Consider the following 24,487-nt stretch of genomic DNA (forward strand, 5'->3'; position numbering starts at 1 on the left):
ACATCGTTGCCAGCCCCTGGGGTTTCAGTAGCCTTTTGCTTCGCCTGAGCTGGCGCGGCTGTCGATGGCGCCGTTGTAACGCGCGCCGTCACCCTTTTCGATGTCGGAAAGGCTCGCGCCGCCGACGAGGATGCCTGCGGCCTGGCCCCAGATCGACCAATCCTTGTCGATCTGGACAGTGTGGCCCATATCGCTCAATACCTTGCGCGTATCTGCCGAGAGGGCATAGGGCTCCATGTAGACTTTGTCGGGCAGCCACTGATGATGAACGCGCGGTGCATCAATGGCTTCCTGGATGTTCATGCCATGATCGATGACGTTGAGGATCGCTTCCAGCGTGATGGTGATGATGCGCGAACCGCCGGGGCTGCCGATCACCATGAACGGCTTACCGTCCTTGGAAATGATCGTCGGGCTCATCGAGGAGAGTGGCGTCTTCTTCGGCGCGATGGCGTTGGCTTCGCCCTGTACCAGCCCGTACAGATTGGGAACGCCGGGCTTGGAGGTGAAGTCGTCCATCTCGTTGTTGAGAAGCACGCCGGTTCCAGGCGCAACGACACCCGCGCCGAAGGAGCCGTTCAACGTATAGGTGACTGCAACCGCATTGCCATCATTGTCGATAATGGAATAGTGCGTGGTTTCGTGGCTCTCGCCGAGGCCTTTCGGCATCAGCTCTTTCGATACACCGGCCTTGAACGGGCTGATCTTCTCGCGAATTTCCTTGGCATAGGCCTTGTCGAGCAATTTTGAGACTGGATTGTTGACGAAATCCGGGTCGCCAAGTGCTGAGTTGCGGTCGACATAGGCGTAGCGCATGGCCTCAACCATGGCATGTACGGTTTCGGCGGAACCATAACCAAGATAGGAAAGCGGATAACCTTCGAGCACATTGAGGATTTCGCAGATGATGACGCCGCCGGAGCTTGGGGGCGGCGACGACACGATGTCATATCCGCGATAATTGCACTTCACCGGCTCCAGCTCGCGCACCGAATACTGCTCGAAATCCTGCTTGGTTAGAATGCCGCCCTTGTCCTGGCTGGCTTTTGCAATGGCATCGGCAGTAGTGCCCTTGTAGAAGGAATCAGGCCCCTTGTCGGAAATGCCGGACAGGGTCGCGGCAAGATCGGTCTGGACGAGCGTTTCGCCAACCGCATAGGGTTTGCCGTCAGGCTTCAGAAAGATCGCTGCAGCCGCCGGATCCTTGGCAAGCCGCTTGTTGCCGGCCTTAAACGAATTGATATCGCCCTGAACCAGCTCGAAACCATCCCGCGCAAGACGGATCGCCGGTCCCAGCAATTCCTCGCGTTTTTTGGTGCCGTACTTCTCACGCGCCAGTTCGAATCCTGCAACGGTTCCCGGCACGCCAACCGCCAGATATCCGTCGAGGCTTAGACCTTTGACGATATTGCTCTTGTCATCGAGATACATGGTTTTGGTGGACGCCAGCGGAGCGCGCTCGCGAAAATCGAGAAAGGTGGTCTTACCGTCCTTGAGGCGAATCGTCATGAATCCGCCACCGCCAATATTGCCTGCCGTAGGGTAAAGCACAGCGAGCGCATAACCAACGGCTACCGCCGCGTCCACGGCATTGCCGCCACTTTTCAAAACGTCAACGCCGACTTCCGTTGCCAGATGCTGGGCTGATACGACCATGCCATGCTCGGCTTTTGCCGGTTCAGGCGATGCTGCAAAGGCTGTGGTGATGGGGATTGTGCTCAAGGCGAGGGAAACGGTGAAAGAAACCACCGTTGTGAAACGGGTCTGCATACTTTTCCTCCTGCTGGCAATCTCGGGAACGGCTAGAGGAACCTCTCCCGCATGTGATGTCCAGTATGAAAGCGACTTGTACGCAAGTTTTACAAAGTCTGCGGAGGCCGCTATAAACCTGAAGTAATGTTAAGGTATGGATTGAGCGGATGACAATCAAACCAAGTGAGCGGCACAGGCAGTTGACGGTGGGGGAAGTGGCGGCACGCAGCGGCGTGGCGGTTTCGACGCTGCATTTCTACGAGAGCAAAGGTCTTATCCACAGCGAACGCAACCGTGGCAACCAGCGCCGCTACTCGCGCGAAGTTCTGCGGCGTGTTGCCATCATCAAGGTGGCGCAACGGACGGGCATACCACTGGCATCGATTGCCGAAGCCCTGTCGACCCTGCCGCAGGGACGGGCTCCGACGGCCGCGGACTGGCGGCGGCTCTCGGCAGGCTGGAAGGCGGATCTGGATGACCGGATCAACAAATTGATCGGCCTGCGCGATCAGTTGAACTGCTGTATTGGGTGTGGTTGCCTGTCGATGCAGGAATGCCCCTTGCGCAACCCCTGGGATGAGCTGTCGGAGCAGGGACCGGGGCCGCGATTGCTGGATCCAGCACCAAGTGCCGATTAAAGTTCGGGCCAGGCCCCTCTGCCGCACGGGGCAGAGGGGGTGAATAGCCTTGGGAGGCTTATTTCTTCCTCAGCAGGGATTTGGCTTCCTTGATCCCAAGTGCTTCGGGGCGGGTACAGCTGGTCTTGATGTCGATGAACTTCTTTTCTTCACCGGAGCGCAGGATCGAAACCATGACATCGACACCGTGCAGCGCCCGGTCGATGGAGCAGCGGATATCGCGGCCCTCGAGAATCGCTGCCGCCATGTCTGCAAGCCCGGCCGTGCGGTAATTGGCCATCATGCCGATGGAATGCTTCTGGTTGGGAATGCCGAAGGGATGCGCCCAGCTTTTCAGTGATTTCGCCTTCTTGCCCGGCTTGGCCAGTTTGACATCGCCGCCGAAGAAATTCGGATCGGGCAGGAACAGCGCGCCATCCGTACCGTAGAGCTCCATGTTCGGATGATGATGCGCCCAGACATCCCAGCTTGCCGACAGGGTGATGGACGCGCCGCTGGCAAATTCAAGCAGGGCCTGAATGGTGGTTGGTGTCGTCACCTCGATGGTTTCACCCCGGCGCGGTTCGCTGGTGATGGTGCGGGTCGGTGTAGCCATCGACGTCAGGGCGGCCACCCGCTTCACCGGTCCGATCAGGTTGATGAGATTGGCGATGTAGTATGGGCCGAGGTCAAGGATCGGGCCGCCGCCGGGACGGAAGAAGAAGTCCGGATTGGGATGCCAGTGCTCCATGCCGTGGCTCATGACATGGGCGGTTCCAGATGTGATCGTGCCGATCTGGCCGTCATCCACCGCTTTGCGCGCCAACTGGTGCGCGCCGCCCAGATAGGTGTCCGGCGCGCAGCCGGCTTTCAAGCCCTTCTTGTTGGCGAGTTTCTGCAACTCAAGGCCATCCTTGAGCGACAGGGTCAGCGGCTTTTCCGAATAGAGATGCTTGCCAGCCGACAGGATCTGGTGCGAGACGGCAAAGTGCGCGTCCGGCACCGTCAGGTTGACGATAAGGTCGATGTCATCGCTTGCAAGCAGCTTGTCGATGCTGCGTGCCTCGATGCCAAATTCCTTGGCGCGCGCTTCCGCCGCCTTCTTGTTGAGGTCAGCGACGGCGCGCATTTCAATACCCTTGAACAGGGGGCCCAGTTTCAAATAGGTGGCGGAAATATTGCCTGCACCGATGATGCCAATACCAAGTGTTTTTGCCATGATGCTGTCTTTCTTCAAAATGCCTTGACCGTGGCGATGGACCGGCGGGCAAACCGTTCATCGTCCGACGGGTTGTCGTGTTCCATGACGAAATACCGGACCGGCGTGGCCTTCAGTGCTGCAAAGAGCGCTTTCCAGTCGACCGTGCCGTAACCGACATCCGCCCAGCCGTCTTCCTTGGTGTTTTCGCCAGCCGGGGCGATGTCCTTGACGTGCACCGCGCTGACGCGGGAGCCGTAATCCCCGATCCAGCGGAACGGGTCCGCGCCGCCGCGGATGATCCAGGCGATGTCAGCCTCCCAGGAAATGCTCGGCGCGGCATCGAGGATGAGCTTCTGCGGGATCGAGCCGTCGGCCAGCGCCTTGAACTCGAAATCATGGTTGTGCCAGCCGAAAATATATCCGGCCTTGCTGTAGGTGGCGTGCGCCGCTTCGAGCCGCTTGCCGAAATCCGACCAGCCGGACGCGTCCGAGGGGCGTTGCTCGACGGCCAGATGCGGGCAATAGATGGCTTTCATGCCCAGCGTGCCGGCAATGTCGAGCACCTTGTTCGGCTCGTTTTCCAGGAGGTCGATACTGAAATGGCCTGATGCCATGGTGAGGCCATGGGCGTCGAGTGCAGCCCGGGTTGCCGCTGCATCCGCGTAAAGCCCGCCATAACCTTCCACCTGCGCATAACCATTCTTCTGCAGGATCGGAAGAATTCTATTGAGCGGGGGAAAGTTGCGGGAACTGTAGAGCTGGTAGGAAAAGTCAGTCACGGTCAGTACTCCATAAGGTTTGTCAGATGCGGTCTTCAGTCTGGGAGTCAAAAAGCGAGGCGAGGGCTGGATCGAAGGTGAGGTGCACGGTTTCGCCGTTCTGATAGCGGCGGCCGGAATCCACGCGTACCGACACGGCTTTGCCGGCGACTTTCAGCCAGACAAGGCTGTCGGCGCCCATGGGCTCGTCGAGGTCGACGGTCGCCTTGCATGAGCGGCCTGCCGGGCCGGGCTGATCGCTGAGCGCAATGTGCTCGGGACGCAGGCCGAAAATGACAGAGCGCCCGGCTTGCAAGGATTCCTGTGCCACGTAGTTTTCCAGGGAGATATCGAGGTCGGCGATACGGAAGACGGGTTTGCCATCTTTCTCCGCAATCTCGCCCTTGAGGAAATTCATTGATGGCGAGCCGATGAAACTGGCGACGAACAGGTTGCGCGGCTTGTTGTAGATGGTGAGCGGTTCGTCCAGTTGCTGGATCAATCCGCCCTTCATGACGGCGATGCGGTCCGCCAGCGTCAGGGCCTCGATCTGGTCATGGGTCACGTAGATCATGGTATTGGCGAGTTTCTGGTGCAGGCGCTTGATTTCGACACGCAGCTCCGAGCGCAGCTTGGCATCCAGATTGGACAGGGGCTCGTCGAACAGGAATACGTCGACGTCGCGCACCAGGGCGCGGCCGATGGCCACGCGCTGGCGCTGGCCGCCGGAAAGCGCGCCGGGCTTGCGTTGCAGAAGCGGCCCGATCTGCAGAATGTCAGCCGCATTGGCGATCCGCTTGTCGATCTCCGCCCTTGGCAGTCCCGCCACACGCAGGCCGAAGGAAAGGTTTTTCTCGACCGTCATCTGCGGATAGAGCGCATAGGACTGGAACACCATGCCGATGCCGCGATCTTTCGGCTCCTTCCACGTGACGTTCTTGTCCTTGATGAAAATCTGTCCGTCCGAGATCTCAAGCAATCCAGCGATGCAGTTGAGCAAGGTCGATTTTCCGCAACCCGATGGTCCGAGCAGCACGAGAAACTCGCCATCGGCCACGTCGATATTGAGCTCCTTGAGCACGCTGACCGAGCCGTAGTTGAGCGAAAGCTCCTTGATTGAAACGCTGGGGCTCTGCTGGGTCATACCGATCCGCTCCCGTGAAACTGTTGTAGAAAGATTGGCTGCATCCGCGATCATCCTTTGACGGCGCCAGCGGCAATGCCCCTGACGAAATATTTGCCTGAGAAGAAGTAGACGAGCAGCGGCACCAGGCCGGTGAGGATGGTGGCTGCCATGTTGACGTTGTATTCCTTGACGCCCTGCGTCGAGTTGACGATGTTGTTGAGCTGCACCGTCATCGGCACGTTTTTCGTGCCGGCAAAGACGACACCGAAGAGGAAGTCATTCCAGATGCCGGTGACCTGCAGGATGATCGCGACGACGAAGATGGGCGCGGACATCGGCACCATGATCTGGAAGAAGATGCGCCAGAAACCCGCCCCGTCGACGCGGGCCGCCTTGAAGAGTTCCGCCGGCAGCGAAGCGAAGTAGTTGCGGAACAGCAGGGTCAGGATTGGCATGCCGAAGATGGTGTGGATCACGATAACGCCGGTTAGCGTTCCGAAGATGCCGAGATTGCGGGTGATGATCACGAGCGGGTAAAGCATCACCTGATAGGGAATGAAGGCGCCGAACAGCAGGATGCTGAAAAACACCTCCGAACCTTTGAAGCGCCAGTTGGCCAGGGCATAGCCATTGACCGATGCGATGAGGATCGAGGCGATGACGCTCGGTATGGTGATCTTCACCGAGTTCATGAACCCGACCTTCAGGCCCTCGCAGTAGAGGCCGGTACAGGCGCTGTCCCAGGCCGTGCTCCACGACTGGAAGGTGATTTCCACCGGCGGCGAGAAGATATTGCCGAGACGGATTTCCGGCATGCCCTTCAGCGAGGTGACGATCATCACGTAGAGCGGCAGCAGGTAGTAGATCGCGGCCACCAGCAGGACGCCATAGATCATGATTGTTGACGGCGCGAAGGTCGTCGTGGGACGTTTGCCGCGCGGTTCGGCGGCGGTCTGGCTTGCCATGGTCATTTGCGTTTGCCCTCGCGGAATTCCATCAAGGCCCAGGGAATGAGGACGATGAGAACGGTGGTCAGCATGATGGTGGACGCGGCGAGGCCCTGTCCGAGGTTCGCGCGGCGGAACATGAATTCGTAGACATATTTGGCCGGTACTTCGCTGGCATTGCCGGGGCCGCCGTCAGTCAGGGCGACGACGAGGTCGTAGACGCGGACAATACCGGCGGCGATCAGGACAATGGTGGTGATGAAGACGGGGCGCATCATCGGAATGATGATGAAGAGATAGGTTTTCCAGATCGGGATGCCGTCAACCCGCGCGGCCTTCCAGATTTCCTCGTCGATGTTGCGCAGGCCTGCCAGCATCAGCGCCATGACAAGGCCGGTACCATGCCAGAGGCCGGCAATGACGATGGCATAAATGGCGTAGCGCTGGTCGTTCAGGATCGAGAAGGTGAAGTTTTCAAAGCCGAGATCCCGCACCACCTTCTGGATGCCGTAGGTCGGCGTGAGTATCCATTGCCAGACCAGCCCCGTGACGATGAACGAGAGGGCGTAGGGATAGAGAAAGATGGTGCGGAACGTGTTCTCGAAGCGAATTTTCTGGTCCATCAGCGCCGCGAGAATGAAGCCGATGACCGATGAAAAGAACAGCAGGAAGACGCCGAAGATCGCAAGGTTGACAGCAGAGATGTTCCAGCGCGGCGTGTTGAAGAGGCGGGTATACTGGTCGAACCCGACAAATGTCAGTTCCGGCAGCGCCCGCGACGCGGTGAAGGAATAAACGACAGTCCACAGCGTGCAGCCGATGAAGACCACCAGAACGGTTGCAATCATCGGCAGAGCCGCAACCTTGGCGTTCAGGTTCTTGAACAATGTGTTGGGACGCGCGGTGGAACTCATGGCGTTCTCCGTCAGCTCTCCGCACGGCCGCCAATCGCTTGCGCGACCGGCGGGGTGCCTGGAGGAGGGTCGGTTCTACTGGGCTTGCTTGATGATATCGACGAAGCGCGCCTGCGCATCATCGACGGACATGTGGGCGTCGGCGAAGAACTCCTTGGTCAGATCCTCGATCTGCCCCTTGGTGTCCGCAGTCAGGTTCTGGTTCAGCGATGGCAGGATGTTTTCCGGCTTTTTCAGAATCTCGATGCCTTTTTTCATGCAGGCATTGGCGGCTTCCAGATCGACATCGCCGCGCACCGGCAGCGAGCCCTTGGCCAGATTGAAGGCAACCTGCGTTTCCCTGGAAAGAAGCAGGCTCGCCAGCTTCAGCTGCGCCTTGGTCACCTCGGGGTTCTGGTTCTTGGGGAAGTAGAAGGCATCGCCGCCCGTATCGAGAATGGCGTTGCCGCCCAGCCCGGGTAGGCAGTCATAATCGGTTCCGGCGACCTTTTTCGCCACGCCGAACTCACCTTGCGCCCAGTCGCCCATGACCTGTGCCCCGGCCTTGCCGGTCATGACGAGCGTGGTTGCCTCGTTCCAGGATCGGCCGACATAGCCAGGATCGACCAGGCTGCGGGCCTGTGCGTACGCTTCCCACACCGCTTTCATTTCCGGACCAGCGGCGGCTTCGGCATTCTTGTCCTGATAGACCTTCAGGAAGAGGTCCTTGCCGCCGAGCGAGGGGATCATGACGTTGAAAATGCCGGTGACCTGCCAGGCATCGCCGGTGGCGAGCGGGATGATGCCCTTTTCCTTCAGCTTGGGTGCTGCGGCGACAAATTCCTGCCAGTTTGCCGGAACCGGCAGGCCCGCATCCTTGAAGGTGTTGGGATTGATCCACATCCATTGCCATGAATGGATGTTGACCGGCACGCAATAAATCTTGCCGTTATGTTTGCAGGCATCGAGCAGCTTTGCCGGGCGGATGAAATCGGCCCAGCCTTCCTTGGCGGCAAGTTCCGAGAGGTCGGTCATCATTCCGGCCTTGACCAGGTCTTCCGCGTCGCGGCCCGTATTGAGCTGGGTTGCGCCCATCGGGTTGCCGCCCAGGATGCGGCTGACGATGATCGGGGTTGCCGTCGAGCCGCTGCCGGCAATGGCGCCGTCGACCCATTTGTCGCCGCCCTGCTTGTCAAAGGATTCCGCAAGGACCCTGGCCGCAGCCGCTTCGCCGCCCGAAGTCCACCAATGGGTGACCTCCAGGTCCACGGCGCCGGCCATGCCGGTCGTCCATAACAATGTGGATGCAGCCAAAATGGCCAGAGATGTCCGGTAACGCATCGTATCCTCCCAAATCTGAAACGTTACAGGTACGGTAATTGAAAACTTGGAATGAGGCAATCAGGCGCATCCGATTTTTTTCGATCATCGACATAATCCACAAGGTTGATAAATATATGCAATAAAAACAGATAATTAGGCTGATTTTTGTTAAATATACGCTCTCCGGATTCTCGGCGTTTTCTCAAAATGAGGGAGATATCAATCTAATCACTTGGTCTAATAGGCATGGATGTTCCTTGAATTTGTATGGAATCTGAAACGATACAGAAAGTTGCAGAAGGCATCTTGAAGATCGCTCTTCGCGGGTCCATACAGGAGGTGGGTTTCGGTTAACCGGTTGAATTGACATGAACGACAAGCAGCATCACCCTGACGACGGGGAAAAAGTGGCGGCTCTCGCGGACGGTGAGAGGCCGACGCTGAAAACCATCGCGTTCATGGCAGGGCTCGGGGTGACGACCGTTTCGCGCGCGCTTAAGGACGCGCCGGAAATCGGGCAGGCAACCAAGAACCGCGTGCAGCTGATCGCCAGACAGATCGGCTACCGGCCCAATCGCGCGGGTGTGCGCCTGCGGACGGGCAAGACGAATGTGATCAGCCTGGTGCTCAATGCGCAGAGCGAGATTATGGGACTGACCTCCAATCTCGTCTACGGTATTTCCGAAGTCCTGGCCGAAACGCCATACCATCTCATCGTGACGCCATACTCGCCCGAGAACGATCCGATGCAGCCCATCCGCTACATCATTGAAACCGGATCGGCTGACGGGATCATCATGTCCCAGACCCAGCCGTCCGATCCGCGCGTGCGTTATCTGACGGACCATCACTTTCCCTTCGCCACGCACGGGCGGACGCGAATGGGTATCGAGCATCCGTTCCACGATTTCGACAACGAAGCCTATGCCTATGCGGCGGTGAAAAGCCTGGTTGAGCGCGGCCGCCGCCGGATCGCCATGGTTGCCGGGCCGGGCCCGGCCCATACCTATTACTGGCATCTCGACGATGGTTTCAGGCGGGGCCTGCAGGAAAGCGGGGCAGTGCCCGTTATGCTCGACCATTGGAACGGCAGCATTTCATTGGATGATGTGCGCAACCGGACGGAAATGTTCATGCGCCAGCCCAATCCGCCGGATGGCATCATCTGCTGCACCGGCGGCCTGACCGTCGCTGTTGTCGCGGGTATCGAGGCAACGGGCATGAAACTTGGCCGGGACATCGATCTGGTGTCGAAGCAGACGACGCATTTCCTGCAATGGTTCCGCCCGGAAATCATTGTGTTCAACGAAGATGTGCGGCATGCCGGGCGCGAGCTTGCCCGCGCCGTGTTGCGGCGCATCGAAGGAGCGGACCCGACGCAGTTGCAAAGCCTGAGCTACCCGGAGGCCGAGTAAGCCAGCGGTTTGCTAGCCGATGAGGCCACCGGCGGTGAAGCCGCCATCGACCGCCAGTGTTTGGCCCGTCACATAGCTTGAACGGTTTTCATCGAGAAGAAAGGCGATCGTGCTGGCGATTTCCTCCGGCTGGCCGTAACGCCGCTGCGGCACCGTTTTGCTCCAGCCCTCGCGTATTTCAGGCGTATGCACGGCGGCGGCCAGGGGTGTCTCGACCGGGCCGGGCGCAATGGCATTGACGCGGATGTTGTAGGGCGCAAGTTCGACCGCCATCACCTTGGTCAGGTTGATGATTGCCCCCTTTGATGCGCCGTAGGCTGACCGCCCGATATTGCCGCGCATGCCCGAGATCGAAGCGAGATTGACGATGGCGCCGCCGCCGCTTGCCGCCATGATGCGCGCACCGGCCTGCGCGACCAGAAACGTGCCGATGACGTTGATCTCGTAGATTTGCCGGAACATGTCCGCCGTGGTGTCGAAGAACGGCGTATCGCGGCCGATGCCAGCTGAACAGACAATCCCCCTGATCGGACCGAACCCTGCTTCCGTCTCCGCCATGAGTGCCTCGACCGCGTGCTCGTCGGTGACATCGAGCTGGGCAAAGCGGATGCGGTCGGGATGGGCCTTGCCGAGATCTGCCTTCACCGTTTCCTTCACGTCTCGATCCGCGACGACAACTTTCCATCCGTCCTTTGCGAGGGCATGGACTGTGGCGAGACCGATTCCCGATGCGCCGCCGGTGACGAGAGCCGTTCGCTCATCGGTGTCGAATGTCGTCATGATGATGGTCCTCTCTGTTGCGGAAGAAGAGGATGGTCAGGCTTCTTCCAGACACAGTTCAAAGGTGATGCAGACGGGATTGTTGCCACGCACCAAATCACCGGACGTAATGCTGCCCTTGGTATCGACCATGGTGATCTCCACGCGGGTCGCACTGGAGTCCGCCGAAACAAACCCGCCGGTGATGAACACTTCCGTCGCGATATCCTCGACGCGGCCGCCATCGGCGTATCGGGCGCCGATCAGGCTGCCGACGCCGCCGCGCAGATGTGCCCCGGCAAAACCATGCTTGCGGCAGATCGCTTCGAGCGCGCCGGTGATGTCTTCGTTCGGGTGGACACGGGCGATGATTGTCCGCGGACCGGCGTCATCGGCCGCAGGTGCGCTGACCGGCACGGGATGGAAAATGGTGAATGCCGTTTCCGCATCCGGCTCCGACACCATGCGGATGGTCTCGACACCCCAGACCGTGGCGCGGATCGGCCGGCTGACGATTGTCTCGTGCGGCAGGATGTGGCCGGCGCAGCGCCTGCCATCCGGTTCGATCCAGGTGGCGTGGCAATGGATGAAGGCTGCACCGTCGCGCTCGCCGAATGTGACATTGCCACGCTCCATCACGGTTTCGCCTGCCGGTGCGAAGGTATCGCTGTACCACGCCGCATGAAGACCATCGGTTGAGAGTGCCGGCATGAGATAGTGGAACGGAGCAAAAGCGCCGCCTTCGATGACAAGCGCTGCGGCGCGCAGATTGGCTGCGGCAAGCGGAATGGCAATGGCGTCGTTGAGGCTCAGACCCGGCTGGAGCTCAAAGCTGAATCTACGCCCGGTGCCGACGAAACTCTCGAACCGTTCCGCCGCTGCCGGGCCGGGTTGCTGCAACCGGCGCTCAGGCACCGACCACCGCCGAACAGCTCTGTCCGCCATCGACGGGCAGGCAGACACCCGTGATGAATTTTGCTTCGTCGGAGGCAAGAAAGACGGCGGCATTGGCGACATCGAACGCGCTGCCCATCTGCCCCAGCGGAACAAGGCGATTGCGTGCGGCGACCATCTCTTCGTTCGATGTGTAGTTGCCGGAAATCTGTTTGTAGATCAGCGGTGTATCGATCATGCCGGGCATGATGCAATTGGCGCGGATGCCGTGTGGTGCGTATTGCAGGGCAAGCGCCACGGTCGCCTGATTGACCGCGCCCTTGGCCGCGTAATAGGCGAAATAGGGATAGCCGGTCCAGCGGATGGCCGCCAGCGAGGAAATATTGACGATCGCACCGGAGCTGCGCGCCTTCATATGCGGCAGGACGGCCTTGGCGGTGCGGAACACCGAGCCGACATTGATATCGAGCGACATCCGGAATTTTTCGTCATCGAGGTCTTCCGGTCCGCCCGCTGTGGCGACGCCGACATTGTTGTGCAGGATGTCGATCCGGCCATAGCGCTCGATCGTGGCGTCCACGGCCTCTGTGACGGAAGCGCTGCTGGTGACATCTGAGGTAACCGCCATGGCGGAAAAGCCCTCCGCCGCAATGATTGCTGTCGTTTCCTCGGCGGCCTGCCCCTGCAGGTCGATACAAATGACAGTGGCGCCTTGGCGGGCGTAGGCGACGGCGGCAGCCTTGCCGTTGCTCCATCCGGGGCCGGACGAGCCTGCCCCGAAAACCATGGCGATTTTATCTTTCAGTCTTTCAGTCATCAGAGGAAGCCAATCGAAATCCACGGGACGGCAGCCACGAGAATGATGCCGAGAATGAGGGCGGCGAGATAGCCCCAGATGGGCCGCATGCCCTCGTCGGGATTGACCCGGCCAATGGCGCAGGCCGCATAATAGCCGACGCCGAAGGGCGGGGCGAAAAGGCCGATGCCCATCGAAAGGATCACGACCATGGCGTAGTGCACCTCATGCACGCCGACCTGCCGGGCAATGGGAAACAGCAGCGGGCCGAAAAGCACGATGGCGGGTATGCCTTCCAGAACGCTGCCGAGAATGATGAACGCGACAATCGAAACGGCAAGGAATGTGATGGGGCCGCCGGGCAGGCCCGTCATGGCGGCGGCAAGTTCGCGCGAGAAGCCGGACTGCGTCAATGCCCAGGCCATCCCGGTCGCCGCGCCGATGATCAGCAGGATGGCGCCGGAGAGCGAGGCGGTATCCACCAGCATCGGCTTCAGCCGTGCCCAGTCGAACTGCCTGTAGATGAAAAGCCCCGCCACGATGGAGTAGACAATGCCGATGGTCGATACTTCCGTTGCCGTCGCCACACCCTCGACGACGGAAGCACGGATGATGAAGGGAAGCGCCAGCGCGGGCAGGGCGATGACAAAAGCCCGTGCGATCTGCCGCCCGGTGGCGCGCGTGACATGGGACAGGTCCTCATGGCGGTAGCGCCGCCAGACGACGAAACACAGCATCACAGCGAGGACCACGCCGGGGAGCAGGCCGCCGGTGAACAGCGCCGCGATGGACACGCCGGTGACCGAGCCGATGGTGATGAGCACGAGGCTGGGCGGAATGGTCTCCGTCTGTGCGCCGGTGGCGGAGAGCAGGGCAACCAGATCGCCCGGCTTGGCGCCGCGTGCCTTCATTTCCGGGAAGAGCACCGGCGCAACGGCGGCCATGTCGGCAGCCTTGGCGCCCGATATGCCGGAGACCAGATACATGGCACCGATCAGCACGTAGGACAGGCCGCCGCGCACATGCCCCAGGAGGCTCGCCAGGAACTGCACCATGGCGCGCGCCATGCCGGTCATTTCGATGAGCACGCCGAGAAACACGAAGAGCGGCACGGCGAGGAGAATGAGGTGCGACATGCCTTCGTCCATGCGTCCGATGACCACGATCATCGGCACGTTCGTCGTCAAAGCGAGATAGCCGAAGGTGGCAAGACCGAAGGAAAAGGCGATGGGAACGCCGCTGAGAACGAGGGCTGCGACGACACCCACGAAGAAGATCAGCAGATTGATGTTGCCCAGCGGCTTCAGGGAAGGTCCGAGCAGCCAGAAGACAAGCGTCAGCACGCCGATAAGGGCAATCGCCGTCACCACATGCCGCAGGTTCGACACCTGAAAGAGTTTGATGAGCGCCGAGACGATCATCAGTCCAGCACCGACGGGCAACGCCGCCGCGCGCCATGCATTGGTTATCTCCAGGGCCGGCGTAGTGATATAGGTTTCTTCTTGGGCATAGTCATAGGCGGGATAGACGATGAACAGGAGAAATGCCATTGCGCCAACAATGGCGATGACATCGAAAAACGCCCGGCGCTGCGGGTTCATCATGCCGACCAGTGCCGTCATGCGCATATGTTCACCGCGCCGGAACGCCACCACGGCACCCAGCATGGCGAGCCACAGGAACAGGATCGACGCGAGTTCATCCGACCAGATCAGCGGTTGATGCACGACATAGCGGGCGATGATGCCGGCAAACAGGATGACCACCTCGGCAACAACGAGGATTGCCACGGGAAACTCGACGAGATGGCCAAGCAGCCGGTCGAGTTTTGACGCGATGGAGTGGTCATTGCGGGGCGGGGGAGAAAGCATGCTTTCGCCCTCCGCCGCCATGGCGCCTTCGGTCAGTCTGAGCCCTGCCATCGGGTTCGCCCCTATGCCAGCTGGCCGACGACTTTTTCCAGAAGACCCCAGGCCTCCTCGCCATACTTGCCCTTCCATTCGGAATAGAAGCCTGCCTTGCGCAGGGCATCGCGGAAGGGCACGGGGTCCGGCGTATTGAATTCAAGACCCTTGGTTTTCAGATCGGCCTGCAATGTTTCGGTGAGTTTGGCCACATCGTCGCGTTCGGCAAGACCGGCGGCGTTGATATGCTTGGCAACGACGGTTCTGATATCGTCGGGCAAGGCTTCCCAGGCGCGGCGGTTCGACAGGAACCAGAAGCCGTCCCACATATGGCTGGTCAGCGAGCAGTATTTCTGCACTTCATAGAGCTTGGCCGTCGAGATGATGGCGAGCGGGTTTTCCTGGCCCTCGACGACCTTGGTCTGCAGCGAGGAGTACACTTCGTTGAAGTTGATGCTGGCGGGTGATGACTGGAAAGCGGTGAACATCGATGTCCACAACGGGCTGACCGGAACACGGATCTTGAAGTTCTTCAGATCATCCGGTGTGGTGATCGGCTTGGTGCTCGATGTAATGTGGCGGAAGCCGTTGTCCCAGATCTTTTCCATGGCGACGAGATTCGATTTCTCGATCTGCTTGCGCACATGGGCGCCGAGATCGCCATCCATCGCCTTCCAGACGGTGGCGCTGTCGGGAAAGGCAAAGCCGATGCCATTGATCGACGCGGCCGGAACGAGTGTCGAGAGGATCAGGCCGGACAGCGTGAAGAATTCCACCGCGCCGGAACGGAGCTGGCTGAGCGTATCTGTGTCGGAGCCGAGCTGGCTCGACGGGAAGATCGACAGTTCGAAGCGTCCGCCGGTGTCCGCCTTGATCTTGTCGGCGGCTTCCTGCGCCCGGATGTTCATCGGATGCGACACTGGCAGGTTGTTGGCGTATTTATAGGAAAATTCGGCAGCATGGGCCGGACGCCGCATGATGAAGGGGCTGGCAACGAGCGTTGCAGCGGTGCCGGCCAGGACCTGGCGGCGTGACAGATTGTTCATGTGATTTCCTCCCGAACAGCATGGCGCATTCCCCTGGAACTCATTGAACGAAGCAACCTCCATCGCATCGGTTCAAATCATAGGTCCATATTATAGAATGCAATTCCTCCTTGAATTGGATAAAACCATAAACAAATGCTGACATCTTGCAATAATTTTTATGCCATAGTTCAATAGAACAACAAAATGATCCACAATATGGATCAAAATGCGTGTGGGAGAGCATGGAAGAAAAGATGACGGCACCAGCCAGTCTCAACGGGTCGCAAAGTGTCGACAGGGCACTGGGTCTTCTCAGTCTTGTCAGCTATTTCGGCGATCAGGGCGGATCGCTGAGCGAGATTGTCGAGCAGGGCGGCCTCAACAAACCGACGACACGGCGTCTGCTGCTTGCACTCATCCGCTCGGGGCTGGTCGAACAGGATATGCAGACCCGGCGCTACTATCTCGGGCAGGAAGCCTATGTGCTGGGAACGCTCGCCACCCGCCGTTACGGCTTGTTGCAGATCACGCGCGACAGCCTCAGCATTCTCTCCGCCAAAACGCAGGATACCAGTTTTCTCTCCATCCAGCGCGAGACCTATGCGGTGTGCCTGCACCGGGAGGAAGGCACATATCCCATCCGCACCCATGCGCTGCAGGCGGGGTACAGGCATCCTCTCGGCGTCGGCGGCGGTTCACTGGCTATCCTTGCAACGATGCCGGATGACGAGATCGATATCATCCTGGCCGCCAACGAGGCGGTGCTGCTTGCCGACTACCCCAATCTTCCGCCGTGGCAGATCAGGGAGGATATCGCGGCAACGCGGGAACAGGGTTTTGCCCTCAACCCTGGGCGTATCCTGGCCAATTCCTGGGGCATCGGCCTTGCGATCCATTTCCGGGATGGGCGGGCCGCCGGTGCGCTGAGCATCGCGGCCATCGACAGCCGTATGCAGCCGGCGCGCCAGCAGGAACTGGCGGAGCTGATGCGTATCGAGGCGAAAAAGATCGAGGCGCGGCTGGCCCATCTCCAGCCGCTCAACGACCGGCCGAAACGGACTTTGGCTGCCGGTGTGAAATCCAGAGCAAGACCCGAACGGATGAAAGCATGAGCAGCACCGACGCAGCCCTGATCACGGCCATGTCGAAACGCGTGATGAACCTGTCCGGTTTCCTGGCGCAGACCGCGCGCCGCCTGCCGGAGGAAACAGGTTTTGTCTGGGGTGAAAAAAGCTGGAGCTGGAGCGCGCTGCAGCGGCGTGTCGATGCGATGGCTGCGGCACTGCAGAGCGAATTCGGTGTCGTCAAGGGTGACCGTATCCTGATCCAGTCGCAGAACTGCAACCAGATGTTCGAATCGATGTTCGCCTGTTTCCAGCTGGGCGCCGTGTGGGTGCCGGCGAATTTCCGCCAGACACCGGATGAGGTCGCCTATCTCGCCAAGGCGAGCGGAGCCAAGGGCATGATCTGCGGTCACCTCTTCCCCGACCATGTCGCGGCAAGCCGGGACATGAACCCCGATCTCGCTTTCGTCATTGCCATCGGCAAGGCGGATTTCGGCGACGATTACGATGACATCGTCGCCCGCTTTGACGGCCGGAAAGTTACAACGGCTGCCGTCGATCACGACGATCCCTGCTGGTTCTTTTTTACATCTGGGACGACGGGCCGGCCCAAGGCGGGTGTCCTCACCCATGGCCAGATGGCTTTCGTCATCACCAATCATCTCTGCGATCTCATGCCCGGCACCACGGAAAAAGATGCTTCGCTGGTGGTTGCGCCGCTGTCGCATGGCGCGGGCATTCACCAGCTGACCCAGGTGGCGCGCGGTGCGAAGACGATCCTGCTGCCGACGGAGAAGTTTGACGTTGCCGAAGCGTGGAGGCTGGTCGAGAAATGGCGTGTGAGCAACATGTTCACGGTGCCGACGATCCTGAAAATGCTGACGGAACACCCGTCGGTGCATGAGCGCGATCACTCCTCCCTGCGCTACGTGATCTATGCCGGTGCGCCCATGTACCGGACCGACCAGATCCATGCGTTGAAGACGCTTGGGCCGGTGCTCGTGCAGTATTTCGGTCTTGGTGAGGTGACCGGCAACATCACGGTCCTGCCGCCTGCCTATCATACGACGCAGGATGGTCCCGATGCACGAATCGGTACCTGCGGCTTTGCGCGGACCGGCATGCAGATCGCCATTCAGGACGACACCGGCCAAGAGGTCAGCCCCGGCGAAACCGGCGAGATCTGTGTTATCGGGCCGGCGGTGTTTGCGGGTTATTACGACAACCCCGAAGCCAATGCGAAAGCCTTTCGCGATGGCTGGTTCCGTACCGGCGATCTCGGCCACATGGACGAGGCGGGTTTCGTCTACATCACCGGCCGGGCATCCGACATGTATATCTCCGGCGGTTCCAACGTCTATCCGCGCGAGATCGAGGAAAAGATACTGACCCATCCGGATATCAGCGAAGTGGCGGTGCTTGGCATTCCCGATCCGGTGTGGGGCGAGGTCGGGCTGGCGGTCTGTGTCGCGCGGTCCGGCAGCGCGCCCGATGGCGAGGCCGTCATGGCGTGGCTGAACGGCAAGATGGCGCGCTACAAATTGCCGAAGCGTTTCGTCTTCTGGCCGGATATGCCCAAATCCGCCTATGGCAAGATCGCCAAGAAGCTCATCAGGGAAGAACTGATCCGGCGGGGTGAACTGGATAGCTGATCTCATTCCAGCATCTGCGCTTTCACCAGATAGCGCATCGGTCCCGATGTAGCGGCATCGAAAGGCCAGCAGGTGGCAAGAACCAGATTCTTGCCGGCGGCATTGGTATCAATGCCGGACTGATCCCAGCGGACGACCGATGTTTCCGTGACCTGATAGATGAACGCCTTGCCGTCGCGCCGGGTAATCCTGACCGCATCGCCGATCTGCACGTCCTTCAGAAAGGCAAAATGCGTATCGCGGTGTGCGGCATAGACGGCGGTGCCATCCTCGCCTGCTTCTGCACTGCGGTCCACATGACCCGGGCCGAAGGCCAAGGCCTGACCGCTTGCGCCGTGCAAGGCGATGGAGGTTTCGCCGATACGCGGGAATTCAAGCCGTGCGACCGGCCAAGTATCCGCCCATGACCAGGGCTTCACAGGCTGGCCGGTTTCGATGCTCCGGGTAAAGGCACGGTCCAGAAGCACCTGCGCCACCATGGCTTTCGCGTGAATCCACAGGCCTTGGCTGAGCAATACCAGCCCGACCAGAGCCATCACGATCATTCCGGCCCGCAGGGCAGGGCGGAGAACCGCCCTGCCTTTCTGCTTGGAGACACCGTACCGTGTGCGGATCGTGCTCATCATGCTTTCCCTATTGTCTTGCGGCTGAAAAAGAACAGCCCGGCGCTGGCGAGGAGCAGCATCAACCCGGCGATCATGCGCAGTTCAGCATCGGTTGCCGTCTGCGGCAGGGGAAGCTGATCGGCAGGAGCCTGTTGGACAACCGGCTTCTTGCCTGCCGCCAGCTTGGCAAACTGGACGTCCGGACCATTGTCGAGGCTGGCCTTGCGTGTTGCCTGTTCACCGAACACCTTGTCGAAATCCCAGCCTGCCGGGAGATTGAGCGGAACGTCGGCGCGGTTCAGCGGCTTGTCCTGCGGCCGTGTTGGATTTGTGTCGACGGCAACCAGACTGGTCAGGCGCGAGACGAGACTGTTTTCAAGGGCGAGTTTCAGAATGCGCTTGTCGGCTTCGTCACGGCTGATCTTGCCGAGGGTGCTTTCGACCTCCGCATCGGAAATCTTGCGGCGAGCCCAAAGTTTTGACAGGCCTTCGCCTTCAGCGGCCTTGGCAACCGGCAGCGTGACTTCCCATGGCTGCGTGCCGATCATGCCCTTGATTGTCAGGGTGCCGGAGAGCGAACCGAGCTTGGCGGCAATGACGAGCGGCTCGCCGCGATAAAGATCGGGCAGAATGGCCGGTGTTACATCGGCATTGCCGGACGAGAAGGTGGCGCTGAGGTTGGTGATGACAGGGCTTTCAAGCTTGGCAAAGAGATTGCGCATGCGCTCGTCCACCTGATCCGTCGAGCCGATGGAGGTAAATGTGCCCCGGCCAAGTTCAGCGGCGCGGTTCATCAGATAGTTGTTGGGAGCCGAGCCGATACCGACCATGAAGACCCGTGACCGGCCGAGCCTGGCGGCGATGGTATCGAGCAGTTGCTGTTCGTTGCCGATGGCGCCGTCGGTGAGGAACACGATCTGGCGGACAAAGGACTGATCATTGGGGCGCCGGTCGTTGAGCGCTGCTTCCAGCGGGGCAAGCATTTCCGTGCCGCCGGATGCTTCGAGATCGCCGACAAACTCGCGGGCGGTGGATACGTTTTCGCGGTCGGCGGCAACAGTATCCTGGAACAGCGCGGTCATGGTATCGTCGAAGCGGATGACGTTGAAGCGGTCAGCGGGCTTGAGGCGGCTCAAGGCATAGTCGAGGCTGGCCTTGGCCTGATTCATTGATGTTCCACCCATCGAGCCGGAGTTGTCGATGACAAAGACGATTTCGCGCGGGCGCTGCTCCTGCTTCTGTTCGACAACCGGCGGCGTCACATAGGCGAGGGCATAATCATGCTTGCCGACCGTTTCGCGGAACAGGCCGACAGCGGGTGCCTTGGCATTTTGCGGTTTCCAGGTCAGTTCGAAGTCACGGTCGGCTTGGTTGTCACCCGCCAGCGAGATGACCTGCGTCTGGGTGTCGATGGTTTCGGTGTTGATGGCATGGTGATGGCTCTTCACCTCGCCGAGGGCAAATCCAGCCTGCAGACGGACCTTGATGCTGACCGGATTGACCGGGGCGTTGATGCGCGGATCAAGCACGGGGGGCGTGATCTTGCTGCGATCGGGGACAGGATCGGCTGTGGTGCCCCAGCCGGAACCGTCGGCCGCGAGGTCGGCGGTCTGCGTGATCGGCGCAGGATTGTAGCGCGGGGCGACAACCAGCGGCACGCGCAAGGAAAATTCATCGCCGGACAGGCGCACGGGCTCCTGATAGTCGATCTGCACAACAACCTGTTCGTGCGGGCCGATATTGGCGACGGAATTGGTGAAAAGGTTCGGCCGCTGCTGTTCAACCAGGCTGGCTTTCTGGCCGGCTGCCTTCGCCGTTTCATAGATGGCCTTGGCTTCCTTCTTTTCCTTGATGTTACCGACGATCACACGCTTGCCGACAACCATTTTGAGGGCATGCACGGCGCTGTCTTCCGGCAGCGGATAGGCGTAAACCGCCTCGACCCAGCCATTGGACGGGTTGGTGAATATCTGCGTGATACGGGCGCGTGCGGTGGGACCGCTGACGACGATGTCGACATCCGTGGCGACGCGCGGCGCTTCGATGTAGCGGCCGGCTTCCGAGCTCTTCAGCAGAAGTGTGCCGGATTTGACGTCATCGAGGGTGACAAGTGGCGAGCGGGCGGTTTCGGCATGCGCCGTCGCCAGGCTAAAAAAGAATACGGCGAGCGCAACGAACGGCAAACCAACGATGTTGATCAACCAAAGTGCGTGGCAGGTACGGCGCAGCCAATGGGGCATCGCTCGGGGAGATTGCTGGGTATGGAAGGTTGCGGTTTTCATCGGGAAAGCTCCTGTTGGTGCTCCCATCGGGAAGCTTTCCCCATTTCATACATGGGCCTTTTTGCCGCCAGCGTAAGCTTCGGGAATGTTCCGCACGGCCCCGTCACGAGATGTCTTGCCCCCGACGGCCTTGTGTGGATATGTGAAGGAATGTACGTGATTTGACGGGAGCGGGGCGTATGGCCGGGGATATCGACAGTCAGCTATCGGAGCGGCAGAACCAAGCGGTCGCCACGAAGATCCGCGAGGAGATGGCGCGGCGGCGGGTTTCGCGGCAGTATCTGGCCGACCAGGCGAAGATCAGCCTGTCCACCCTGGAAAAGGCGCTTTCCGGCCACCGGCCGTTCACACTGGCAACCACGATCCGGCTTGAAGAAGCGCTGGGCATGCGTCTGCGCGCGGCGGACCTGCTCGATAGCCCGGTTGCGGTGAACAATGGACATGCCAGTGAGGAATTCGGCGCTTATTCCCGTGCGGCCGTCGGATGGATTGAAGGCCGGTACCTGACGTTACGGCCGTCCTTTGGTGATCCGAAGGCAATCTTTGCCTATTGCACCGAGATCGGCTGGAACGATGCCGCGTCCAATCTGCGGTTCATTGAAAAAGAACGGCTCGATGCGGCCTTTACCCAGCAGGGGACAGTGGCGATCCCGAATCTCTCCGGCCACATCTATCTCGCGACCAATACGTCGGGCCAGCAGCGCCTGATCATCGTTTCGCGCCCGTCCATCACGGGTGAAATGTACGGAATCCTGACCACATTGCAGGCGGGACGCGGCGCGCAATTGACGCCGATATCAGCGCCTATCGTTCTCATTCCGATGGCATCCATGCCGGACGCACAGTTCGGGCGCATCGCGCCCGATCATGGCAGCTACGCGTCCTATCTCGCCTATCTCAAACGCACGGTGGAGGAACCGTTCGCCGTGTTCCTCCCCGGGCCTGCCGGTCGGGATTAGGCCCGCATTGATTTGCTGCGCACGTCCAGCCAGACGGCGAAGAGAATGACGATGCCCTTGAAGATGAGCTGGTAGAAATAGGGGACGGCCAGCATGTTCATGCCGTTGTTGATGACGCCGATGATGAGCGCACCGAGAATGGTGCCGACCATGGTGCCGACGCCGCCGGCAAGGCTGGTGCCGCCGAGCACGACCGCGGCAATCGCGTCGAGTTCATAGCCCATGCCGGCATTGGTCTGGGCCGAGGAAAGGCGCGAGGACAGCAGGATGCCGCTGATCGCCGCCATGACGCCTGAGATCATGAAGATGATGATCTTCAGCCGGTCGACGCGGATGCCGGAATAGATCGCCGCCTCGCGGTTGCCGCCGGCCAGATAGGCGCGGCGGCCGAAGATCGTGCGGGAAAGGACGATGTGGTTGATGGCAAAGAGCGCAATGACGATCCAGATGATGATGGGAAGGCCAAGCCAGCTTTCGCTGCCGATGGCCAGCCATGTTTCATTCTCGATGGAGGCGGGCGCACCGTTGGTCGGCAGGCTGACAGCGCCGCGGTAGATGCCCATGGTCGCAACCGTGACGATGAAGGATGGCAGCATGAGCTTTGCCGACAGGACGCCGTTGAGCCCGCCCATGATGGCGCCTGCCGCCAGCGTGATCAGCACAGTCGGTGCAAAGCCAAAACCCATGGAAAAGGCCTGCGCGGCCACCATGCCGGCCACGGCGATAATCGAGCCTACGGAAAGATCAATGTCGCCGAGCAGGATCACATAGGTCATGCCATAGGCAGCAACCGCAATCACAGCCACTTGCTGCATGATGTTCATGAAATTGTTGAAGGCGAGAAACCGCGGGCTGATCGAGGAGAAGACCAGGCACAGGATGATCAGCGAGATGACGATGCCACCATATTGCCGGATGAGGGGGGAAGCCAGAAGCGCCTGCTTCGTCTCGGTCGAATTGCTCATTGGTGTATTCCTGCTGCATAGGTCATAACGGTTTCGGGGCTGAGGCCCTGCGCATCCAGCGTTTTTGCCACGCGCTTGTCGTGCATGATGACGAGCCGGTCGCTGAGGCCGAGCACTTCGGGCAATTCCGACGACACCATCAGGATCGCGGTCCCGGCGGCGGCAAGCTCGCGGATGATGCGGTAAATCTCGAATTTTGCACCGACGTCGACGCCGCGTGTCGGTTCGTCAAGAATGAGTATTTTGGGCTGCGTCTGCAGCCATTTGGCGATGACGATCTTTTGCTGGTTGCCGCCGCTGAGCGAGCCGGCAGGGGTATCGATGGAGGCGGTCTTGATGGCAAGGCGCAGGACTTCCGTCTTGGCCGCCGCCCGTTCGCGGGCCGGGCGGGTAAAGCCGAGCTGTCCGGCCAGCTGGCCCAGCGCGACCATGTTGATGTTGCGCTCGACGCTGTGCTGCAGCACCAATCCCTCTTCCTTGCGGTTTTCCGTCACGAAGGCGATGCCGTGTCGGATCGCGTCGGCCGGAGAGCGCAGATGCACGGGATTGCCGTTGAGGCGGATTGTCCCGGCCGGTTGCCCGAAACCGAACAAGGCCTTCATCACGTCGGAGCGGCCGGACCCGATCAGGCCGAACAGGCCCACGACTTCGCCCGGCCGCACGTCCAGCGAGACATTTTCGAATTTTCCAGCTTCGGAGAGATTTTCAACCGCAAGAACCGGAGGCACCGCAGATGAGGGGCGTTCGACGAGACGCGGCGGGTAGATGTCCTTCATCTCCCGCCCGACCATCAAGGCGATCAGGCCTTCGATGCTCGTGTTCTGCTTTTCCGTCGTCGCGACAAAAGAACCGTCGCGGATCACCGTGATATCATCGGAAATCCGCATGATTTCCTCCATGCGGTGCGAGATGTAGATGATGGCCGTTCCCTTGGCCTTCAGGCGTTCGATGATGGTGAAGAGGATTTCCGCTTCGCTGTCGGACAGTGAGGATGTCGGCTCGTCAAGGATGACCACGTCGGCGGGACGGCTGAGCCCCTTGGCGATTTCCACCAGCTGGCGCTGGGCGATGGACAGATCGCCGACCTTGGTGCGCACATTGACAGGCAGGCCGAGGTCCTGAACGATCTGTGCGGCCTGTGCGTTGAGATCGCGTTCATTGATGAAGCCGAACCGGTTGGGTTCATGCGTTGCCAGAATGTTTTCGGCAACAGACAGGTTGCGGCAGAGGCTGAGCTCCTGGAAGACGATGCTCAATCCCAGTGCCTTTGCTTCGATAGGGTTTTTCGGGGCATAGGGCTCGCCGCGCAGCGTGATCGAGCCCGATGTCGGCTGGAACAGGCCGACGAGAATTTTCATGAGCGTGGATTTGCCGGCACCGTTCTCGCCCAGCAGCGTATGCACGCGCCCAGGCCGCACGGAAAGGTTCATGCGCTTGAGTGCCGTCACCGGACCGAAGGTTTTGGCGACGTCCTTGATTTCAAGCACAGGTGCGTTGGATGAAACGGCCATGAATGACAGTCCTTACCGGAGGTCTTCCTGAACTGC

Annotated in this window: 21 protein-coding genes; 5 read left to right on the forward strand and 16 right to left on the reverse strand. The window is 60.2% G+C overall.

The features are described 5' to 3' along the window. Positions 1–24: 24 nt before the first annotated feature. Positions 25–1,770: a gamma-glutamyltransferase gene (ggt, locus tag ACIQWS_RS18105; protein ID WP_346306395.1), complete on the reverse strand. Its 1,746-nt coding sequence runs from the start codon at positions 1,768–1,770 to the stop codon at positions 25–27. 149 nt (positions 1,771–1,919) lie between these two features. On the opposite strand from ggt, the gene soxR reads away from it, so the two are divergent. After that, positions 1,920–2,390, forward strand: a complete 471-nt coding sequence (soxR, locus tag ACIQWS_RS18110) for a redox-sensitive transcriptional activator SoxR (protein WP_346306396.1) — start codon at positions 1,920–1,922, stop codon at positions 2,388–2,390. A gap of 58 nt (positions 2,391–2,448) precedes the next feature. On the opposite strand, the gene ACIQWS_RS18115 is transcribed toward soxR, so the two are convergent. The 6 genes from ACIQWS_RS18115 to ACIQWS_RS18140 all read right to left on the reverse strand — a co-directional run bounded on the left by ACIQWS_RS18115 (position 2,449) and on the right by ACIQWS_RS18140 (position 8,635). Beyond that, on the reverse strand, positions 2,449–3,588 hold the full coding sequence (locus tag ACIQWS_RS18115; protein WP_403182347.1) for a Gfo/Idh/MocA family protein: 1,140 nt from the start codon (positions 3,586–3,588) through the stop codon (positions 2,449–2,451). Between the two features lie 14 nt (positions 3,589–3,602). Beyond that, entirely contained in the window at positions 3,603–4,349 is a 747-nt protein-coding gene (locus ACIQWS_RS18120; RefSeq protein WP_403182350.1) for a sugar phosphate isomerase/epimerase family protein, read from the reverse strand. Positions 4,350–4,371: 22 nt separating this feature from the next. Continuing rightward, entirely contained in the window at positions 4,372–5,472 is a 1,101-nt protein-coding gene (locus tag ACIQWS_RS18125) for an ABC transporter ATP-binding protein (RefSeq protein WP_403182354.1), read from the reverse strand. A gap of 50 nt (positions 5,473–5,522) precedes the next feature. After that, on the reverse strand, positions 5,523–6,419 hold the full coding sequence (locus ACIQWS_RS18130) for a carbohydrate ABC transporter permease (RefSeq protein WP_403182564.1): 897 nt from the start codon (positions 6,417–6,419) through the stop codon (positions 5,523–5,525). 2 nt (positions 6,420–6,421) lie between these two features. Continuing rightward, positions 6,422–7,315, reverse strand: a complete 894-nt coding sequence (locus tag ACIQWS_RS18135; RefSeq protein WP_223614867.1) for a carbohydrate ABC transporter permease — start codon at positions 7,313–7,315, stop codon at positions 6,422–6,424. A gap of 75 nt (positions 7,316–7,390) precedes the next feature. Further along, the gene (locus tag ACIQWS_RS18140; protein ID WP_403182358.1) at positions 7,391–8,635 is read right to left on the reverse strand and encodes an ABC transporter substrate-binding protein; all 1,245 of its coding nucleotides are present in this window, start codon (positions 8,633–8,635) and stop codon (positions 7,391–7,393) included. A gap of 350 nt (positions 8,636–8,985) precedes the next feature. Here ACIQWS_RS18140 and ACIQWS_RS18145 point away from each other — a divergent pair, with 350 nt between their 5' ends. Then, positions 8,986–10,032: a LacI family transcriptional regulator gene (locus ACIQWS_RS18145; protein WP_403182362.1), complete on the forward strand. Its 1,047-nt coding sequence runs from the start codon at positions 8,986–8,988 to the stop codon at positions 10,030–10,032. Between the two features lie 12 nt (positions 10,033–10,044). On the opposite strand, the gene ACIQWS_RS18150 is transcribed toward ACIQWS_RS18145, so the two are convergent. The 5 genes from ACIQWS_RS18150 to ACIQWS_RS18170 are packed head-to-tail and all read right to left on the reverse strand — an operon-like array spanning position 10,045 to position 15,431. Then, entirely contained in the window at positions 10,045–10,812 is a 768-nt protein-coding gene (locus ACIQWS_RS18150) for an SDR family NAD(P)-dependent oxidoreductase (protein WP_403182369.1), read from the reverse strand. A gap of 36 nt (positions 10,813–10,848) precedes the next feature. Next, positions 10,849–11,706 (reverse strand): PCC domain-containing protein, encoded by an 858-nt coding sequence (locus ACIQWS_RS18155; protein ID WP_403182372.1) that lies wholly within the window; start codon positions 11,704–11,706, stop codon positions 10,849–10,851. Next, a complete protein-coding gene (locus ACIQWS_RS18160) occupies positions 11,699–12,502 on the reverse strand; it encodes an SDR family NAD(P)-dependent oxidoreductase (RefSeq protein WP_403182375.1) in 804 nt (267 codons plus the stop codon). Before ACIQWS_RS18160 ends, ACIQWS_RS18155 begins: the two co-directional genes overlap by 8 nt. Beyond that, the gene (locus ACIQWS_RS18165; protein ID WP_403182378.1) at positions 12,502–14,403 is read right to left on the reverse strand and encodes a TRAP transporter large permease subunit; all 1,902 of its coding nucleotides are present in this window, start codon (positions 14,401–14,403) and stop codon (positions 12,502–12,504) included. The genes ACIQWS_RS18160 and ACIQWS_RS18165 overlap by 1 nt, the downstream gene beginning before the upstream one ends. An 11-nt stretch (positions 14,404–14,414) precedes the next feature. Then, on the reverse strand, positions 14,415–15,431 hold the full coding sequence (locus ACIQWS_RS18170) for a TRAP transporter substrate-binding protein (protein ID WP_403182381.1): 1,017 nt from the start codon (positions 15,429–15,431) through the stop codon (positions 14,415–14,417). A gap of 236 nt (positions 15,432–15,667) precedes the next feature. Between ACIQWS_RS18170 and ACIQWS_RS18175 the strand changes: the two genes are divergently transcribed. Further along, positions 15,668–16,525, forward strand: coding sequence for an IclR family transcriptional regulator (locus ACIQWS_RS18175; RefSeq protein WP_403182384.1), 858 nt, complete (start codon positions 15,668–15,670; stop codon positions 16,523–16,525). Then, on the forward strand, positions 16,522–18,129 hold the full coding sequence (locus ACIQWS_RS18180) for an acyl-CoA synthetase (RefSeq protein ID WP_403182387.1): 1,608 nt from the start codon (positions 16,522–16,524) through the stop codon (positions 18,127–18,129). The genes ACIQWS_RS18175 and ACIQWS_RS18180 overlap by 4 nt, the downstream gene beginning before the upstream one ends. Before the next feature lie 2 nt (positions 18,130–18,131). Here the strand turns inward: ACIQWS_RS18180 and ACIQWS_RS18185 are convergent, their stop codons facing one another. Together ACIQWS_RS18185 and ACIQWS_RS18190 are read right to left on the reverse strand one after the other, a co-directional pair. After that, positions 18,132–18,752 carry a class GN sortase gene (locus tag ACIQWS_RS18185; RefSeq protein WP_403182389.1) on the reverse strand — a complete coding sequence of 207 codons (621 nt, stop codon included), beginning with the start codon at positions 18,750–18,752 and terminating at the stop codon, positions 18,132–18,134. Beyond that, entirely contained in the window at positions 18,752–20,974 is a 2,223-nt protein-coding gene (locus tag ACIQWS_RS18190) for a marine proteobacterial sortase target protein (protein WP_403182567.1), read from the reverse strand. Before ACIQWS_RS18190 ends, ACIQWS_RS18185 begins: the two co-directional genes overlap by 1 nt. 221 nt (positions 20,975–21,195) lie before the next feature. Here ACIQWS_RS18190 and ACIQWS_RS18195 point away from each other — a divergent pair, with 221 nt between their 5' ends. Beyond that, on the forward strand, positions 21,196–21,975 hold the full coding sequence (locus ACIQWS_RS18195; protein WP_403182392.1) for a multiprotein-bridging factor 1 family protein: 780 nt from the start codon (positions 21,196–21,198) through the stop codon (positions 21,973–21,975). Here ACIQWS_RS18195 and ACIQWS_RS18200 read toward each other — a convergent pair. After that, a complete protein-coding gene (locus ACIQWS_RS18200) occupies positions 21,972–22,940 on the reverse strand; it encodes an ABC transporter permease (RefSeq protein ID WP_223614879.1) in 969 nt (322 codons plus the stop codon). The genes ACIQWS_RS18195 and ACIQWS_RS18200 overlap by 4 nt on opposite strands. Continuing rightward, positions 22,937–24,451, reverse strand: coding sequence for a sugar ABC transporter ATP-binding protein (locus ACIQWS_RS18205; RefSeq protein ID WP_403182397.1), 1,515 nt, complete (start codon positions 24,449–24,451; stop codon positions 22,937–22,939). Before ACIQWS_RS18205 ends, ACIQWS_RS18200 begins: the two co-directional genes overlap by 4 nt. Between the last annotated feature and the right edge of the window lie 36 nt (positions 24,452–24,487).

This window comes from Phyllobacterium sp. NPDC097923, assembly GCF_044760925.1.
Classification (GTDB): Bacteria; Pseudomonadota; Alphaproteobacteria; order Rhizobiales; family Rhizobiaceae; genus Phyllobacterium; species Phyllobacterium calauticae.